We start from the raw sequence: 18258 nt of genomic DNA, 5'->3' as shown, positions 1-18258 counted from the left end.
ACCATCATCTCGGGAGCCTTCGACGCCAGCACCGACTCGACGAGGGTCAGCCTCTTCCCCAACAATCCCTCGCTCCTGCCCGCCCAGGTCGCCGCCGACAAGGGCATCTGGGGGTACTTCGCCAACTCGCTGATCATCGTCGGCGGCGGGCTCCTGCTGCAGATCGCGATCTCGATCCTGACCGCCTACGCGCTGGCCAGGCACCGCTTCCGCGGACAGTCGATCGTGCTGCTGCTCTTCCTGCTGACGATGATGCTGCCCGAAGAGGTCATCGCGATTCCGCTCTCGCAGGTCATCGGCAACATCCCCGTGCTCGGCATCAGTCTCCGTGGCACCGTGTTCGGCGTGATCCTGCCCGTCGCGGTCTGGGGGTTCTCGATCCTGATCATGACCGAGTTCATGAAGGACATCCCTCAGGAGATCGAGGAGGCGGCCCGCCTCGACGGCGTCGGCGAGCTCCGGATGCTGTGGTCGATCATCCTGCCCCTGTGCAAGCCGGTGCTCGGGGTCGTGACGATCTTCGGATTCATGATGATCTGGGACCAGTACCTGCTGCCTCTGATCGCCGCGAACGATCCGAGCGACTACACCCTCACGGTGGCACTGAGCGTGCTGCGCACCGACGCCCAGACAGGCCCGGGCGTGCTGCTCTTCGGCGCTCTGCTCGCTCTCATCCCCAGCCTCATCGTGTACCTGCTCATGCAGAAGTCGCTCATCCGCGGCATCACGTCCGGCGCAACGAAAGGCTGACGACCATGACGATCCTCACTCCCGCCCCCTCGACCCCCGACGGGCAGCCGGTCGAGCTCGACTCCACCGGCAAGCCGGAGCACCGCATCACGGACCTCGTCATCACGCCGATCGCCTTCCGCGACCCCGCGCTGCTGAACTCCAACGGCGTGCACGAACCGCTCGCCCTCCGCACGATCGTCCAGCTGGTCGTCGCCGACGGCAGCGTCGTCGGCCTCGGCGAGGGCTCGGGCGAGCGCGAGGTCCTCGACCGGCTCGAGGTCGTCAAGCCCGCGATCCTCGGACTCAGCGTCTTCGACCTCAACGGCATCGAAGCGGCGATCAACACGACGCTGGGCGGCGACGACGGCGACCTGACACGCATCCAGCGCCGCGTCGTCTACTCGATCATCGATGTCGCCTGCCACGACGCCCAGGGCAGGATCATCGGAGTTCCCGTCAGCGAACTGCTCGGCGGTGCTGTCCGCACGGCGGTGCCGTACAGCGCATACCTCTTCTACAAGTGGGCCGGGCATCCGGCGGCCGACGGCAGCACGGCCGACGACGAATGGGGGGCTGCCCTCGACCCCGCAGGGATCGTGGAGCAGGCGCGGCAGTTGATCGACGAGTACGGCTTCGGGTCGATCAAGCTCAAGGCCGGCGTCTTCCCGCCCGAGCAGGAGATCGCGGCGATCCGCGCACTCGCGGAGGCGTTCCCCGACCTTCCGCTGCGCATCGACCCGAACGGCGCCTGGACCGTCGAGACCTCGCTCATGGTCGCGGACGAGCTCCGGGACGTGCTGCAGTACCTCGAGGACCCGACGCTCACCCTCGACGGCATGTCGGCCGTGGCGGAGTCGGCCGGAATCCCGCTCGCCACCAACATGTGCGTGGTCGCGTTCGAGCAGATCAAGGAGGCGCTCGAGAAGAACGCCGTGCAGATCATCCTGAGCGACCACCACTACTGGGGCGGCCTCCGGCACACCCGGGAGCTCGGCGCCATCTGCGACACGCTCGGCATCGGTCTGTCGATGCACTCGAACTCGCACCTCGGCATCTCGCTCGCCGCGATGACGCACGTCGCTGCGGCATCACCGACACTCACCTACGCGTGCGACACGCACTACCCGTGGAACCACGCCGACGAGATCGTGAAGCCCGGCGTCCTGGCGATCCGGGACGGCTCGGTCGCCGTGCCCACCGGCCCGGGCCTCGGAGTGGAGCTCGACCTCGAGGCCCTCGAACGCCAGCACCGCGTCTACGTGGAGTCGGGCCGCACCACCCGGGAGGACACGGTCTACATGCGCTCCATCGACCCCGACTACGACCCCACGCTGCCCCGATTCTGATGGCGGCGATCCAGACAGGCAAGCAGGTCGACTCGACGGCGTACCTCTACCCGTGGGACGTCGTGGGCGACCCCGCTGCCGCTCGGCGCATCGCGCGGTCGGGTGTCTCGAGCGTCACTCTGGCTGCCGCCTACCACTCCGTCCGGGCGGCGACCCCGCGTCATCCCGGGCACCGCGTCGTCGAGGCCCGTACCGCCGCGCTCTACGTCCCTGTCCGGGAGCGTGCATGGGCAGGGCAGCGTCTCACGCCCGGCGACGGTGCGGCTTGGGCCGGACACGAGTCGTTCGCCAGGGCTCGCGATGCACTCGCCCAGGCGGGTCTCGCCAGCCGGGCCTGGCTCGCGCTGACGCACGCCGACGGTATCGCCGCCGGTGGTACGTCGTCACCGGTCGCGCCCGACCTGTGCACGACGAACGCGTTCGGCGACGTCTACACCTACGCGCTCTGCCCGTCGAGCGAAGAGGTCCGGCTGTACGCCGCGACGCTGACCTCCGAGTGCGTCACGCTGGCCGGCGTCGACAGCGTGACCCTCGAGGCGGGGGGACCGATGGGCTTCGGCCACATGAGCGCGCACGAGAAGACCGCGGGAGCCGACAACGGCCCTCTCGACGAGGCGCTGCTGTCGGTGTGCTTCTGCGCGGCATGCTGTTCGGTCTACGACCAACGGGGCGGGGCGGATGCTCTGCGGCACTCGGTCCGCGAGGCGCTCTCCCGCGCACCCGGCACCTCATCGACGCTCGACGACGGTCTGCGGGCCGCCCTCGGCGACACGACCGCCGACGTGCTCCTCGAGACACGGCAGTCGGCCGCACGCGAGCTCCGGACGACCGTTCTCGACGCGGCCCGATCAGCCGGCGCGTCGAGGGTGTCCGTGCACTGCTCGAGCGAGGTCTGGGCGACGGGGCCGTTCGGCGCCCTTCTCGACGACGCACGCGACCTGGACGGAGTCATCGCCGCCGCCTGGGCGCAGGGACCGGAGAGCGTCGCCGAGGTCTCACGACTCGCTCGGTCCGTGCATCCCTCGCTCACCATCGGGGCGTACTGCACGGTCCTGCCCCCCACCCCGATCGATGTCCAGCAGGCCGCCCGGCACTGGTCCGCCCTGCTCGAGGCCGGCGCCACCGAACTGCACCTGTACCACGCCGGTCTGGCATCGGAGGCTCGGCTCGACCTGCTCGAAGCGGCGCTCGACCAGCTCGGGGCCACCGACTCCACCCGGGCGCGCACTGCCCCGTCACCCCTCTCGAAGGAGCCCTCCCATGACTGAGCTGACCCAGAGACTCGGCGACCGACCGATCGTGGCCGTGCTGCGCGCCTCCGAGTCGACCGCCTTCCTCCCCGTCTGCGATGTGCTGTTCGACGAGGGCTTCCCGGCTGTCGAGATCACGATGACGACGCCCGGAGCCCTGCAGGTCATCGCGGACATCCGTAGGCGGATGCCCTCCGACGCGGTGGTCGGCGCCGGCACGGTGCGCACTCTCGCCCAGGTCGACGGCGCGATCGACGCCGGAGCGCAGTTCCTGGTCAGCCAGATCACCTCGCCCGAGCTCGTCGCCGCCGCGGCCGCGCGCGGTGTGCCCTTCATTCCCGGCGCCCTCACCCCGACGGAGATCGTCCACGCCTGGCAGCTCGGTGTCGAAGCGGTCAAGGTGTCGCCCGTCGGGCCGATCGGCGGCCTCGACTACCTCGCCGAACTCATCGGGCCCCTTCCCGAGATCGCCCTGTTCCCCACCGGCGGCGTACTGATCAGCCAGGCGGCGGACTACCTCGACACCGGCGCGTCGATCATCGGCCTGAGCAGGGATCTCGTTCGCGACGCCTTCAACGACGGCAGCCTCGATGAGCTGCGCGAGCGCGCCCGCTTCGTGGTCGACTCCGTCGCAGCGCGCCGGACCGCACAGCCGGCCTGACTTCTCCTCCCATCCCGTCACACCCACGCACAGATCCAGGAACCTCATGCAGAAGATCGCCTTCATCGGACTCGGGATCATGGGACTGCCCATGGCGAAGAACCTCGTCGACGCCGGGTTCGACGTCACCGGCTCCAACCGCTCCCGCACCAACCTCGACGCTCTCGTCGAGCACGGCGGGCGGCGAGCCGACAGTGTCGCCGAGGCCGTGGACGGCGCCGATGTCGTCGTCACCATGCTGCCCGATTCCCCCGATGTGGAGGGGGTGGTACTCGGGAAGGGCGGAGTGCTGGATTCGGCGAAGAGCGGCGCCCTGCTCATCGACGCGAGCTCGATCGCACCCGCGACGGCCCGCCGAGTAGCGGAGGCGGCTGCGGCGGTCGGCGTGCGGGCGCTGGACGCTCCGGTCAGCGGAGGCGAGCAGGGCGCCATCGACGGCGCGCTCTCGATCATGGTCGGCGGTGCCGCCGAGGACGTCGAGGCCGCGCGCGACGTCTTCGCCGCGATGGGGAGCACGATCGTGCACGTCGGCCCCAGCGGCTCGGGTCAGACAGTCAAAGCCGCGAACCAGCTCATCGTCGCCGGCACCATCCAGCTGGTCGCCGAGGCCCTCACCTTCCTCGACGCCCACGATGCCGACCTCGAGGCCGCCGTGAGAGTGCTCGCCGGGGGGCTCGCCGGCAACCGCATCCTCGATCGCAAGGCGGCCGGGATGATCGCGCACTCCTTCGCGCCGGGGTTCCGGATCGAACTGCACCACAAAGACCTCGGCATCGTGCTGGCCGCCGCCCGGGAAGCAGGGGTGATCGTTCCGGTCGGGGCGCTGCTGGGGCAGCTCATGGCATCGATGGTCGCGAACGGCGACGGCGGACTGGACCACTCCGCCCTGCTCCTCGGAGTAGAGCGCCTCTCGGGCCGAGGGAGTGTGACGAGCGCATGATCCGCGCCGAGGAGCCCGGTACGAGCGCGGAAGCCGTTCGCGAGCCGGCGTCGGTCGCCGATGTCGTCACACCGACCGAGGAGATCTTCGTCTGGCGAGCCGGGGCCCTGACGGTGTCCTTCGGCACAGGGGAGCACCCGGTCCGGATCGTGGGGGTGAACGCCGGGCCGCAGCAGGTGGTCACCGAGGCGTCGCAGCCACTCGTCGAGGCCATCGTCGCCGGCGACGGCCGCGCTCGGAACACGACTCGGTTCACGCATACCGGCGTCGGGGCACGCCTTCGTCTCGTCGACGTCCGAGAATCCACGATCGACGGCGTCGCGCGCCTCGAGATCGATCAGCGCGATGCTCGGACGGGTCTCCTCGTGACGGTGACCTTCACGGCGTCTCCCGACATCGCGGGTGCCCGTGTCCGGACGTCGGTCCGCAACGAGGGCCCGACGCCGGTCGTGCTGGAAGCACTGTCGACGGTCGCGATCGGTGCACTCGTCAGTCATGGCGACGACCCGCACGATGCCCTCCTGCACTCGGGATCCGGCGAGCAGCTCGCTGAGAACCGCTGGGTGGTGACGAAGGCCTGGTCGCAAGCAGGGCTGGGGGACTTCCACTCCGGGATCAACCACCAGCCGGGGCGCGGATACACCGCAGCGACAGGGACCTCGACCTGGACGACGGCTCGCGCGCTGCCCACGGGGGTGCTCGAGCACCCTCGGTCCGGTCGCGCGATCGCCTGGCAGCTGGAGCACAACGGCGGCTGGCGCTGGGAGATCGACAACCAGCGCGAAGGCGAGGACGCGCTGGCCCTCGTCCTGCTCGGCCCGACGGACCTCCATCATCACTGGGCCGAGGAACTCCTCCCCGGTGCGAGCTTCGAGTCCGTCCCGGCATCGTTCACCGTCGGCAGCGCCGGCGCGGCGAGTGCAGTCGCCGAGCTGACACGGCACCGTCGCTGGCTCCGACGAGCGCAGCGCGCGGACAGTTCCTCGCTCCTCGTCTTCAACGACTTCATGAACACGATCCTCGGCGATCCGACGACCGAGCGGCTGCTCCCTCTCATCGCGGCTGCCGCCGCGGTCGGGGCGGAGTGCTTCTGCATCGACGCCGGCTGGTACGACGACAGCGAGGAGGGGGACTGGTGGTCGAGCGTCGGCGAGTGGCTCCCGTCGACACGACGGTTCCCCGGAGGCGGACTGGCCCGAGTCACCGAGGCGATCCGCTCCCACGGGATGAAGGTGGGCATCTGGGTCGAGCCCGAGGTCATCGGCGTCCGCAGCACCCTCGCCGACACACTCCCCGACGACGCGTTCATGCAGCGACACGGAATCCGTGTCCGCGAACACGACCGCTACTTCCTCGACCTGCGCAACGAAGCAGCCCGAGAGCACCTCGATCGGACCTTCGATCGACTCATCGCCGACTTCGGTGTGCGCTACTTCAAACTCGACTACAACGTCACTCCCGGCGCGGGGACGGACCTCGACGCCTTCTCGGCGGGGGCGGGGCTCCTCGCGCACAACCGCGCGCACTTGAGCTGGTTCGCCGCGCTCCGAGCCCGGCACCCGGACGTGGTGTTCGAGAACTGCAGCTCGGGCGCCATGCGCTCCGACTTCGGGATGATGGAGGTCTTCGACCTGCAGGCGACGTCGGACCAGCAGGACTTCCGGCTGTACCCGCCCATCGCCGCCGCCGCACCGATGCAGATGCTCCCCGAGCAGGCGGCCAGCTGGGCGTACCCGCAGCCGTGGATGAGCCAGGAGGAGATCGCGTTCACCATGGTGACGGGCCTGTCCGGCCGTCTCTACCTGTCCGGTTTCCTGAACCGGATGAACGAGGAGCAGTTCGCCCTCGTCGCAGAGGCAGTCCGGGTGTTCACCGCACTTCGTTCCGATATCGCGGAAGCCGTGCCCGAGTGGCCGAGCGGCTACCCCGACTGGAAAGCACCCGCACTCTCTCTGCGGCTGCGATCCGCCGGCCGGTCGATTCTCTACGTCTGGCATCGGAGCGAAACGACCGCCGAGAGCCTCGAACTCGACCTCGGCGCCGACGCGACGCCGGCCTCACTCCGGCAGATCTATCCGGCATCCGCGACGGCCTGGACGATCTCCGGGAACGGGAGCGGACGGATCGCTCTCACCCCGCCTACCCCCGGTGTCTCCGCGCGGATCTATGGATTCACCGCCGGTTGATCCGTCTGCTGATTCTCCTCTCAACTGCGTCGCGTCGAGGACCTCCTCCCAGGGCGCAGCGCGGCGGGGAGCGGCGAAGCGGAGGGGGCCGACGGGGGGCTCGGCGAACGGGATCCCGAGGAACGCGAGCGAACCTGCCCGCCGGACACCGCGGACGACGCCGGTCCGCAGGGTCACCGTCGGGGCGCTCTCGTCGTCCGGCGGCGTCGTCACCGCTTCTCGATCCCCGTGGGCAGGGTGACCTCCGACCGGAGCGGCAGGTCGACGACCGACGATCCCGCTCGGAGGACGAAGGTGCCGGGCTCGTAGATCCAGCCGTCGTCCCAGACCGCGAGGAGTCGGGAGTCGATCGCCACGTCGACCGCGGCCGTCTCCCCGGCGGCGACGATCTGCGAGGCGAAGCCGACCAGCCATCTCGCCGGTCTCTCGTGGGTCGAGTCGTCGCGCTCGGCGTAGATCTGGACGACGACCTTGCCGCTGCGGGCGCTGGTGTTGCTCACGGTGACGCTGCTGGTGAACGTCTCCTCCGCGCCGACGTCGACGGGTGAGGTCATGCCGAGGAAGGCGAAGTCCGCGTAGCCTTCGCCGGCGCCGAAGGGGAACGCCGGCTCCGCTTCGCTTCGGAGCCAGGCGCGGTAGCCGATGTGGACGCCCTCGTCGTAGGTCAGCGTCCCGTGGCGGGGAGTGGTGTCGAGGACGGGGACGTCGTCGATGCTCGCGGGCCAGGTGGTGGGCAGGCGCCCTCCTGGTTCTGCGGCTCCGGTGAGCATGTCGGCCAGGGCGTGCCCGACCTCCTGGCCGCCGAAGTAGCCGATCAGCACGGCCGCGACCTCGTCGCGCCAGGGCAGCAGGACGGGGGCGCCGGCGTTCACGAGGACGACCGTCCGGCTGTTCGCCGCGGCGACCGCGTGCACCAGCTCGTCCTGCCGGCCGGGGAGATCGAGGGAGACCCGGTCGAAGCCCTCCGACTCGACGGCGGAGTTCGTGCCGACGACCACGACGGCGACGGTCGCTTGACGCGCGGCCTCGACGGCGTCGGCGATGAGCCGGTCGCCGTCGGAGTCCGCCGGTTCGAAGCCGAAGGTGATCCCGAGCGCCCCTGTCGTGTCGACCTGGTTCCCGATCTCGTACTCCACGCGGAGGTCGACTGCCACTCCTTCGGTCACGTCGAGTGGAGCGGACTGCGCAGGCGGGGCCAGGAGCGCGGCTCCCAGGTCGTCTCCGACGGGCTCGATCGTCACGTCGAGGAGGAGCGCGTCGTCCACGTGGATGCGCGAGCGCCCGACGACGGCGACGCCGAGCCGCAGGCGCTCGGTCGCGCTCGGCACGAAGCGTGTCCGGATCTCGAGGGTTCGTGCGTCCTTCAGCGGTGCCGCTCCTTCGAACCAGAGCAGCTGGGTGGATCGCCGCTGCTCGGTGAGGAGGGCGACGCCCGCCGCGTCGAGGAATCGGACAGTGACGCCAGGGGCGCCGGTGTCGGGATCGGTGATGCGGTCGAGGGGGATGTCGGCCACTCCGTCGCTGACGATCGCGCCGAGGCTGAACTCGACCGTCGAGTCGGGGAACGCGGCTCGGATGCCCTCGAGCGGGGAGACGACGTGCTCGGGGACGACCGTGGCGCTGCCGCCGCCCTGGCTGCGGGCGGTCAGGGCGTTCTGTCCGATCACCGCGACAGAGGCGATGGCGTCGGGGTTCCACGGCAGTTCGGAGTGGGCGTTGCGCACCAGCACTGTTCCTGCGGCCGAGGCCGTGCGGGCGAACGCGATCGGGTCCTCGACGAACGAGGGGTCCGCTGCGGCCGGCTCGAAGCCGCCGAGTGCTCCGACTCGGGCGGCGAGGCGGAGGATGCGCAGAACCTTCTCGTCGACGGCCTCCACGGGGACGCGGCCGTCGTGCACCGCATCGACGAGGGCGCTTCCCCAGGCGCCGTCGGGGCCGGGCATCGCGAGGTCCTGCGCGGCGTTCGCGCTCGCGATCGATCGCACGGCGAGCCAGTCGCTGACGACGACGCCGTCGAAGCCCCACTCGGACTTCAACGGGGTCTCGAGCAGGTCGTTCTCGGAGGAGGTCACTCCGTTGATCGAGTTGTAGGAGCTCATCACCGCCCACGCTCCGGCGTCGGTGACGGCCTTCTCGAACGCGCGGAGGTAGAGCTCGCGCAGTGGGCGTTCGCCGACGCGGACATCGAGCGTCAGGCGTTCCGTCTCGGAGTCGTTGGCGACGTAGTGCTTGGGGGTCGCGGCGACTCCGTTGTCCTGCGCGCCCTGCACGTAGGCGGCGGCGAGGTCGCCGGTGAGGACGGGGTCTTCGCTGAAGCTCTCGAAGTGCCGACCGGCGAGGGGCGAGCGGTGGAGGTTGATCGTCGGTCCGAGGACGACGTCGACGCCCTTGCTGCGCGCCTCGACGGCGACGGCGGCCCCGTAGCGCCGGGCGATGCCGCGGTCCCAGGAGGAGGAGAGGGCGGTCGCGGAGGGGAAGCTCACGGACGGGAACCGCTCGTCCCACAGCTCACCGCGGACGCCGGAGGGGCCGTCCGAGAACAGCATCGGTCGGAGTCCGATCCGCTCCAGTGCCGTCGTGGTCCAGAAGTCCCGCCCGGTCAGCAGGTGGACCTTCTCCTCGAGGGTGAGCGATCCGACCAGGTCCGACAGCCGCTGCTCCCGCTGCCGATCGAGCGCCCCGCTCTCGTCCTCGGGCGGCACGGCGCTGCACTGCGAGTCGGGCATCACAGCGTCCCTTCGTCGATCGGCTCGGACGCCTCGATCGTCGTCACGGTCGGTTCGGCGCCCGGGGTTCTGGCGGTGATCGTGATGGTGCCGGTGCCGGTGGGCCGGATGACTGCGAGAGCGCGGCCGTCGAAGCTCGTGCAGGTCCGGGCGGAGAACGCCTCGACGGTCTTCGGGTTGCCGGTGCCGAGTCCGGCGAGCACGCCGGGCCCTGTCACGTCGACCTCGATGCAGGCCGACACGCTCGTGTCGAGGACGCCGGCGGCGTCGCGGAACTCGAGGGCGACGTAGGCGAGGTCGGAGTCGTCGGCACGGATCACGTAGCGGTCGGGGACGACGTGCAGGGCGGCCGGGCCGGACGCCGAGTGGAGCTCGGTCCGTCCGACCTCCTCCCCGCCCGTGCGGGCGACGGCGACCAGCCGGCCGGGCCGGTAGGTGGTGACGATGCTCGCCGTCATCGGCCGCTTCGACCCGATCTCGGCTCGCGCGATCTCCACGTCGTTCAGGAGGAGGAGGACGTCGTCGGCGTCGGCGTAGATCTCGACCTCGATCGGCTTCCCCTCGAACCCGGGCCAGGTCCAGGAGGTGAGCGAGTCACTCCAGGCCCAGGGGGACTGGAAGGAGACGGTGTCCTGGTAGTGCTCGGGTCGCAGCACGGCGATGGCGGGGTCCGTGCGGAGTCCGAAGACGATCTCCCGGTAGTACGACTGGGGGCGTCGCCAGCCGGTGATGTCGAGGTCGCCGCACCAGGCGGTCAGGTACGGGAACTCCCGCTCGAGCGCGACGACGGCGGTCGGGTCCTCCGCATACGCGGTGGCTCCGATGCCGACCTCGCCGAGGTAGTCCCAGCCGGTCCAGGTGAAGTCGCCGATCACGTTGTCCGACTGGAGCACGAGGGGCCACAGCTTTCCGATCATGGTCGGGAAGGTCTCCGCTCCGACGATCACGCGCTCGGGGAAGAGCTCTGCGTCCTGCGCGTAGCGGGCCTCGCCGTAGTTGATGCCGACGACGTCGAGGACGGAGCTGGACTCCTGCGTCCTGCGGGTCGCGGATTCGCCGGAGACGATCGAGCCGGTCCCATCGGTCAGGGCGGCCATCGCCTCGTTCAGGCCCATGCCCGCGCCGAACTCGGCCGGCTGCTCGTCCATGACCGCGAGGGAGAGGTTCACGCCATTGGTGATGAGGCGGGTCGGGTCGAGGGCGCGGAGGTGCTCGGCCATGTCGCGGGCGAGGACGGCGCCGTGCGGGTCGCCGACCTCCACGATCTCGTTGCCGATGGAGTACAGGATGACGCTCGGGTGGTTGACGTCCTTCTGGACCATCGACTCCAGGTCCGCCTTCCACCACTGCGGGAAGTCGTGGGAGTAGTCGCGGGGCGTCTTCCCCCGGGTCCACATGTCGAACGCCTCGTCCATGACGAGCATCCCGAGACGGTCGCAGGCGTCGAGCAGCGACGGGGAGGCGGGGTTGTGGGCGGAGCGGATCGCGTTGAACCCGGCCGCCTTGAGCAGCTCGATCCGCCTCTCCTCCGCCCGCGCGATCGAGGCGGCGCCGAGGACGCCGTTGTCGCTGTGGACGCACGCGCCGCGCAGAAGCACCGGCTCGCCGTTGATGCGCAGACCCCGGCGCGGGTCGACGGTGACGACGCGGATCCCGAACGCGGTGTCGACGGCAGGGGCGCTCTCGAGGCGGGTGCGGACACTGTACAGCGCCGGCGTCTCGACGCTCCACAACGCCGGCCGCGTGAGATAGAAGCGCTGGCGGACGACGCCCGAGCGGCCGGGAACGAGGGTGATGACATCCGACTGCTCGCCGAGCTCGCGTCCGGACGGCTCGTGGATGCCGGTGACGAGGGGCACGGTCCGGGTCACGAGACCGCGGTTGACGACCGTGGTCGCCACCTCCACGACCGCCTGATCGTGCTCGACCCGGACGGTGGTCACCGTCACGCCGTCCGGGACGACGTGCACGGCGTCGTGGACGTGGAGGAGGACGGGGCGGTGGATGCCGGTCCCGGAGTACCAGCGGGAATCGCCTCCCGAGCGCGTCTCGACCCGGATCGTGTTCTCCTCGCCGTGGCGGAGGAACGGGGTGATGTCCACGAAGAAGCGGGCGTAGCCGTCGGCGCGGTTGCCGGCGAGCGCGTCGTTGACGAACACCTGGGCGTGCCGGTAGACCCCCTGGAATTCGAGCTGCACCACCTTTCCGGCCCAGTCGTCCGGGACGGGGAAGGCCTTCAGGTAGGTGTAGGCCCCGTCGGGGAAGTACGCGGATGCCCCTCCGGACGGCGCGTTCGGGCTGCGGTTCGCGTCACGCAGGGCGTCGTGGGGGAGACGCACCGGGGTGACCTCGGCGCCTGCCGCGTTCGGGGAGGAGAAGGGGCCGAGCGGTGTGCGGTACTCCCAGCCGTCGTTGAAGGAGGAGGACCCCGTGTCGACGGTTCCCTGGAGGGGGAAGGGAGGAAGCGGGAGCGGGCTGTTCATGCGGTCCTGATCGTCTCGATAGAGGTCGTGAGGGAGGGGAGCGTGTCGGTGGTGAAGGCGAGCCGGGCGAAACGCTCGCCCATCAGGCGGTGCTGCCCGGCGTCGGGGTGGAGGCCGTCCGGGAGCATCCGGGCGGCGGCGTCCGCTTCGCCGTAGAGGTCGAGCCCGTTGACGGAGGAGATCGGCTCGCCGTCGAGCGCTCGGGCGTCGACGACGTACTGGAGGTGTCGTCGTGCGAGGGCGATGCTCATCGCTCCCTGCTCGACGTCCTGCACCGTGCCGCGGGCGTGGAATCTCGTGACACCGTCCGCGTCGCGTTCGACGTCGGTGGGGCCGGCGGTGTCCTCGTTGCCGGGCCACAGGATGGGCGAGACGACGATGACGGGTGTGTCGGGGTGTCCGCGTCGGATGCGGTCGAGGAAGCCGTGCACGGCGGGGACGAAGGTGCGCTGGTCGGTCGCTCGTGATCCGACGATGTTCACGCCGAGCTCGAGGCTGATGAGGTCGGCGGGAGTGTCGGCGATGGCGTCCGCGACGAAGGGGTCCAGCATGCACTGGCCGGCGAAGCCGAGGTTGACGATCTCGTGGCGGCTCGCCTCGGCGGCGACAGCGGGCCAGGTCCAGGTCGGTGACGCGAGATCGGGGCCGTGGCTGATGGAGCTGCCGTGATGCACCCAGACCGGTCGCTCGCGGCCGGGGCCGGGGTGCAGCGGTGCGTCCGCCTCGATGCCCAGCAGGTCGATCATCGTCATCTGCGGCAGCCAGAGCTGGACGGTCTTCTCGCCCTCGGGCAGCCCAGCGAACTCCACGGTCGAGAACGGGTGCAGCTGCTCGGTTCCGGTCGCGTCACCCGAGGGGGTGAGGTGCTGCACGGCGGTCACCGGGCTGCGGACGACGAGGTCGTCGTGGCCGGCGATCGTCGCGACGAAGGCGTCCGGGGCGACGGGGTCGTCACCGAACTGCACGGCGGTCGCCCTGACGCGCAGGGTGATGCTGGTCGCCGTGGTCCTGGCGAGGAGGCGCACGCCGCTCGGGCGGGTCACCATCGTCTGCAGCATGTCGGAGCGGGGCGGGAAGCGCGACCAGAACCGCTGCGGCAGGCGGACGGGCCGAAGGCCCCCTTCCACCGGCAGGAGCTCGAGCTGCCCGCCGATCCGCACGCGGTGGACACCGAAGTCGACGACCGAGCCCAGTTCTGCGAACGGGGCGATCACTCCTTCACACCACCGGCCGTCAGGCCGGACTGCCAGAACCGCTGCAGCAGGAGGAAGGCGAGGATCAGGGGCACCACCGAGAGCGCCGACCCGGTGACGACCGAGGAGAGGAGGCTGGTGGTGCCGCCCGAGCCGCCCTGCGCCTGCGACGACCAGCCCGCGAGACCGACGGTGATCGGGTACAGGGAGGGGTCGTTGAGCATGATCAGGGGGAGGAAGTAGTTGTTCCAGGTCGCCACGAGGGTGAACAGGAGCACCGTGACGATGCCGGGGCTGAGGGTGCGCAGCGCGATCTGGAAGAAGATCCGGAACTCGCCGGCGCCGTCGATCCGCGCGGCCTCGAGCGTGCTGTCCGAGACGGAGTCGTCGGCGTAGATCCTCATCAGGTACAGCCCGAAGGGGCTGACGAGGGAGGGGAGGATGATCGCCCACGGGGTGTTCACGAGGCCCACCGAGCTGAAGAGCAGGTAGAGCGGCAGTGCCAGCGCGGTGGTGGGGACCATGATCGAGGCGAGGACGATTGAGAAGAGCTTCTTGTTGCCGCGGAAGCGGTACTTCGAGAACCCGTAGCCGGCCATCGTCGCCACGAACGCCGCGCCGACGGCACTGACGACCGAGTAGACGAGGGTGTTGATGAGCCACCGGCTGTACTCGCCGCCGTTGTAGGTGAGGGTGTTCTCGATGTTCGAGATCAGGGCGAAGCTGTTGCCGAACCAGAGTCCGAAGGTGGCGAACAGGTCGCCGGCCGTCTTGGTCGAGGAGATGAGAAGCCAGACGAGCGGGAAGAGGAAGTAGGCGAGCAGCGCGATCATCGCGATGGTGAGGATATTGCTGCGGCGGGGAGCGCCCGGGCGGTGGCGACGCGAGCGCCGGGGGGCCTGCGGGTCGGCTGGCGTCGTGGAGGGTTCGACGAGGGCGGCGGCACTCACGAGCGGGCCTTTCGGTTGGTGAGGAAGAGCACGAAGAAGGAGACGACCACGATGATCAGGCCGAGCAGGAAGGAGACGGCGGCGGCGTAGTTGACCTGCTGACCGGTGAAGGCGAGCGTGTAGGCGTAGAGGTTCGGGGTGAACGACGACGAGATGACGCTCGGTGCCAGCCGCTGGATGAGGTTCGGTTCGGCGAAGAGCTGGAACGCCCCGATCACCGAGAAGATCAGGCAGAGCACGAGGGCCGGTCGAAGGGCCGGGATCTTGATGCTCCATGCCACGCGCCAGGGGCCGGCGCCGTCCATGGCGGCCGCCTCGTAGAGATCCGTCGGGATCGCGCGCAGGGCGGCGTACAGGATGATCATGTTGTAGCCGGTCAGTGACCAGGTGACGATGTTCGCGAGCGACGGGAGCACGAAGCCGGCGCTGAGGAAGTCGGGGGACTGGAAGCCGAGAGTCTGCGCGAGCTGGGCGAAGGGTCCGAAGTCGCGGCCGTAGAGGTAGCCCCACATGAGCGCGGCGACCACGCTGGGGACGGCGTAGGGGACGAAGACTCCGAGGCGGAACACCTTCGATGCCCGCAGGAGGCCGCTGTCGATGGCGAGGGCCGCGGCGAGGGCCAGGACGAGCATGACCGGGACCTGCAGGACGAAGAACTGCGCTACTTTCCACACTCCGTCGAGCAGGAGCGGGTCGCGGAGGGCTCGCGCGTAGTTCTCGAGGCCGGCGAAGGTCGAGCCGCCGACGATCTGCTGCTTGAAGAGGCTGAAGTACGCGGCGTAGAGCAGCGGGACGATGAAGAGGGTGGCGAAGAGCACGATGAACGGGGCGATGAAGAGGTAGCCCGTGCGGCTCTGGTTCGTGCCGGGAGCTCGTCGGCTGTGACGAAGCCCCTTCGAGGCGTTGGTGCGGGTGGTCACAGCGCTCACTGGTGTGGATCCTTCGGGGTCGACGATGTCGGAGGACCGGGCCCCTCGCGGAGGGCGAGGGGCCCGGGGGAGGGGTGTCAGTCGACCGTGAAGCCCTGATCCTCAGCGAAGGTCACGAGGCGGTCCTGGAGAGCGCCGAGTGCCGTGCCGAGGTCGGTCTTGTCGGTCAGCGCCTTGCCGACGGTGTCGATCCAGTCGCTCTGGGCCTTGTCGTAGAAGGCGGGGTACTGGAAGCCCGGGGGGATGGTCTCGCTGATGTCCGCGTAGGTCTTGTTGATCTCGTCGCCGCCGAAGTCATCGAAGGTCTTGTTGATGAAGTCGGGGTCGTCGAGGATCGCCTTCGTCGCCGGGAAGTATCCCTGGACGGTGGTGAAGAGCTTCGTCGACTCCGAGTCGGTGTTGATGAACTCGGCGAACTTCGCGGCGGCGATCGGGTTCTTCGTGTCGGCCATCACAGCGGAGGTCGATCCTCCATAGTTGCCCGAGGACGGGTTCGCCGCGTCCCACTGGGGGAGCGGCGCGATCCGCCACAGACCGGCGGTGTCGGCTGCGGCCGAGTTCAGGAAGGCAGGACCCCAGGCCGGTGCGATCCAGGTGGCGTACTTGTCGTCGTTGAACGACTGGAACCAGTCGGAGGTGAAGCTCGTGTCGTTGGAGACGAGGTCCTGATCGGCGAGGTCGTTCCAGTAGCCGTAGACCTTCTCCGAGACGGAGTTGTCGACATCGAGGGTGATCGCGTCGCCGTCGACGACGTAGGGCTGGGCGCCGGCCTGCTGCTCGAGGGCGGAGAAGGCGCCGTACTCGTTCGCGCCCATGCTGGTCATGTACGTCGAGGGAGCGGCGTCGTGCAGGGTCTTCGCGGCGGCCGCGTACTCGTCCCACGTGGTGGGCACCTCGATGCCGTACTTCTCGAACAGGTCCGCGCGGTACATCATCGCGACCGGCGCGGTGTCCTGGGGGTAGGCCCAGACCTCGCCGTTCGCTCCGGTGACCTGCGACCAGGCGGCATCCACGAAGTCCGACTCGAGCGCTTCTGCGCCGTAAGGGCGCAGATCGAGGAAGTCCCCGGTCTGGGCGAAGGTGGGGAGGAACGGGTACTCGATCTGAGCGACGTCCGGTGCTCCGCTGCCGGCGGCGAGAGCCGAGCGCAGCTTCGTGTACTCGGCCGAGGTCGTTCCGGCGTTGATGGCGTTGACCGTGATCGCGGGGTACTTCTTCTCGAAGAGCGCGATCTGCTGGTCGATGTTCGGCACCCAGGACCAGAAGGTCAGCTCCGTGGGAGTGGTCATGGCAGTGTCGATGTCGGCCTGGCTGACGACGTCGGCGCTGCCGCTGTCTCCGGCCGACGACGGGGTGGCCGGTGCGCAACCGGCGAGCCCGATCCCGACGGTGACGAGCAGGGCTGCAGCGCGCAGGCCCTTCGCCAGCCGGCTGATGCCCGGAGTGTCCTGGGCGAATCTGCGATGGTGCCGACTCATGAAGGGTCCTCTCTGACCTGTCGGCACGGATGATTCGACGCCGACTACAAATACGTATTTGTACTTTAGGCAGACGATCGAGCCGCTGTCAACGGAAGTCAGACGGATGCGCGAGGGACGAGGGTCACCGGGGTCTCCTCGACCTCGATCACGCGTCCCGGCCGGGAGAACTCGTCGGTGGTGATGCGGGCGATCTGCGCGAGGACGCCGTGCAGGCCGATGTCGACCGTGGTGAGCGGCGGATGCGCGAAAGCGGCGAGCTGAATGTTGTCGACGCCGATGACCGCCATGTCCGCGGGGACCCGCAGCCCCAGGCCGTCCATCGCAGCGAGCACCGCGAACGCGTACTCGTCGTTGTAGACGCAGACTGCGGTCACCCGTGGCTCAGCCGCCCGGAGCTCTGCGATCGCCGTAGTGGCGGATTCGACGTCGAAGTCGATCTCGACCACCCTCGGTGCGTCGAGACCGCTCTCCTCGCACTCGTGCTGAACGCCGCCCAGGCGATCGACGGCGTATCCCCGCTGGCGGGGGTCGCTGGGCCAGAGGTAGCCGATGGTGCGGTGGCCGGCGTCGATGAGGTGGCGGGCCTGCACCCTCCCGACCTCCTGGCTCGAGGCCTGGCTGTCCGGCATGAACGAGGCGATACCCGCCTGACGCATCTCCTCGACCTCCGCGTCGGACACCTTCGCGAAGCCGATCACCAGCGTCGGCGACAGCCCCCGCCAGATCGACGAGATCGGCTTGCCCTCCGGAACACGACGCGTCAGCACCGCGAACCCGACGCGCTCGAACTCGTCCGTCACGAAGGTGATCATGTCGGCGCTCAGGCTGCCCAGCGGGGAAGTGGGCAGCAGCAGCAAGACGATGTCGCTCCGACCTCTGCGCAGCGCTCGGCCGGCGTGGTTCGGCGTGTACTGGAGCTCTCGTGCAGCCCTGAGCACCCGCTCACGAGTGTCAGCGGAGATCGACTGCCCGGGGCTGTCGTTCAGCACGAAGCTGACCGTCGACTGAGCGACTCCCGCCGCCGTCGCGACGTCTCGTGAGGTCACACGGTTGGCCATACGAACTCCCTGGGACGGTGTCGCCCCCGATGGGGACGACTTCGATCCTATCCAGGCGCCTCCACGAAGCTCCCGCCGTCCGACCACGTGATTGCTGAGCAGAGGTGGGGCCGATGCCGGAAACCTCGAGCGGTCTGACGGAATGTCGGCTTTCGGACCGCGCAGAGTCGACGGTCGCTCGTCGAAGCCCGGTCGCGGGGTCCGACCCTGCCGTTCTCATCGTGCGGTGACGACGACGAGCAGTGCCGCCGTTCCCGCCAGGAGTGCGGCTGCGGCGACCAGTGCGGGGAGCCGGCCGTCGGGGAGGGGGACGCGGTCGGTGC

Annotated in this window: 13 protein-coding genes and 1 pseudogene; 6 read left to right on the top strand and 8 right to left on the bottom strand. The window is 69.5% G+C overall.

The window, feature by feature from the left end; all coding sequences use genetic code 11:
• The 6 genes from C5C27_RS12205 to C5C27_RS18585 form a co-directional block, all read left to right on the top strand.
• A partial coding sequence (locus C5C27_RS12205; RefSeq protein ID WP_104314516.1) for a carbohydrate ABC transporter permease occupies positions 1-750 on the top strand: 750 nt, incomplete at its 5' end.
• Positions 751-755: 5 nt separating this feature from the next.
• A complete protein-coding gene (locus C5C27_RS12200; protein WP_104314515.1) occupies positions 756-2078 on the top strand; it encodes a glucarate dehydratase family protein in 1323 nt (440 codons plus the stop codon).
• Entirely contained in the window at positions 2078-3346 is a 1269-nt protein-coding gene (locus C5C27_RS18080) for a hypothetical protein (RefSeq protein ID WP_181133526.1), read from the top strand. Before C5C27_RS12200 ends, C5C27_RS18080 begins: the two co-directional genes overlap by 1 nt.
• Positions 3339-3989 carry a bifunctional 4-hydroxy-2-oxoglutarate aldolase/2-dehydro-3-deoxy-phosphogluconate aldolase gene (locus C5C27_RS12195; protein WP_181133525.1) on the top strand — a complete coding sequence of 217 codons (651 nt, stop codon included), beginning with the start codon at positions 3339-3341 and terminating at the stop codon, positions 3987-3989. Before C5C27_RS18080 ends, C5C27_RS12195 begins: the two co-directional genes overlap by 8 nt.
• A 46-nt stretch (positions 3990-4035) precedes the next feature.
• Complete coding sequence (locus C5C27_RS12190) at positions 4036-4929, top strand: 2-hydroxy-3-oxopropionate reductase (protein WP_104238117.1); 894 nt, start codon at positions 4036-4038, stop codon at positions 4927-4929.
• Positions 4926-7115 (top strand): glycoside hydrolase family 36 protein, encoded by a 2190-nt coding sequence (locus C5C27_RS18585; RefSeq protein ID WP_104314513.1) that lies wholly within the window; start codon positions 4926-4928, stop codon positions 7113-7115. Before C5C27_RS12190 ends, C5C27_RS18585 begins: the two co-directional genes overlap by 4 nt.
• 27 nt (positions 7116-7142) lie before the next feature.
• Here C5C27_RS18585 and C5C27_RS18580 read toward each other — a convergent pair.
• From C5C27_RS18580 to C5C27_RS12145, 8 genes and pseudogenes are all read right to left on the bottom strand, one after another.
• Positions 7143-7292: pseudogene (locus tag C5C27_RS18580) on the bottom strand (carboxylesterase family protein); the annotation flags it as partial.
• A gap of 32 nt (positions 7293-7324) precedes the next feature.
• Positions 7325-9841 carry a beta-glucosidase gene (locus tag C5C27_RS12175; protein ID WP_104314517.1) on the bottom strand — a complete coding sequence of 839 codons (2517 nt, stop codon included), beginning with the start codon at positions 9839-9841 and terminating at the stop codon, positions 7325-7327.
• Positions 9841-12324: a glycoside hydrolase family 2 TIM barrel-domain containing protein gene (locus C5C27_RS12170; RefSeq protein ID WP_104314511.1), complete on the bottom strand. Its 2484-nt coding sequence runs from the start codon at positions 12322-12324 to the stop codon at positions 9841-9843. The genes C5C27_RS12175 and C5C27_RS12170 overlap by 1 nt, the downstream gene beginning before the upstream one ends.
• Positions 12321-13538: a GDSL-type esterase/lipase family protein gene (locus tag C5C27_RS12165; RefSeq protein ID WP_104238120.1), complete on the bottom strand. Its 1218-nt coding sequence runs from the start codon at positions 13536-13538 to the stop codon at positions 12321-12323. The genes C5C27_RS12170 and C5C27_RS12165 overlap by 4 nt, the downstream gene beginning before the upstream one ends.
• Positions 13535-14350, bottom strand: a complete 816-nt coding sequence (locus C5C27_RS12160; RefSeq protein ID WP_104238154.1) for a carbohydrate ABC transporter permease — start codon at positions 14348-14350, stop codon at positions 13535-13537. Before C5C27_RS12160 ends, C5C27_RS12165 begins: the two co-directional genes overlap by 4 nt.
• Positions 14351-14463: 113 nt before the next feature.
• Entirely contained in the window at positions 14464-15396 is a 933-nt protein-coding gene (locus tag C5C27_RS18575) for a carbohydrate ABC transporter permease (RefSeq protein WP_258066702.1), read from the bottom strand.
• Positions 15397-15473: 77 nt separating this feature from the next.
• The gene (locus tag C5C27_RS12150; RefSeq protein ID WP_104314509.1) at positions 15474-16874 is read right to left on the bottom strand and encodes an ABC transporter substrate-binding protein; all 1401 of its coding nucleotides are present in this window, start codon (positions 16872-16874) and stop codon (positions 15474-15476) included.
• A 98-nt stretch (positions 16875-16972) separates the two neighbouring features.
• A complete protein-coding gene (locus tag C5C27_RS12145) occupies positions 16973-17923 on the bottom strand; it encodes a LacI family DNA-binding transcriptional regulator (protein ID WP_181133524.1) in 951 nt (316 codons plus the stop codon).
• Positions 17924-18258 lie beyond the last annotated feature (335 nt).

Source organism: Rathayibacter sp. AY2B7, assembly GCF_002931635.1.
Lineage (GTDB): Bacteria > Actinomycetota > Actinomycetes > Actinomycetales > Microbacteriaceae > Rathayibacter.
The sequence above is the reverse complement of the archived record's forward strand: the minus strand, read 5'-3'. Positions and strand labels throughout refer to the sequence as shown.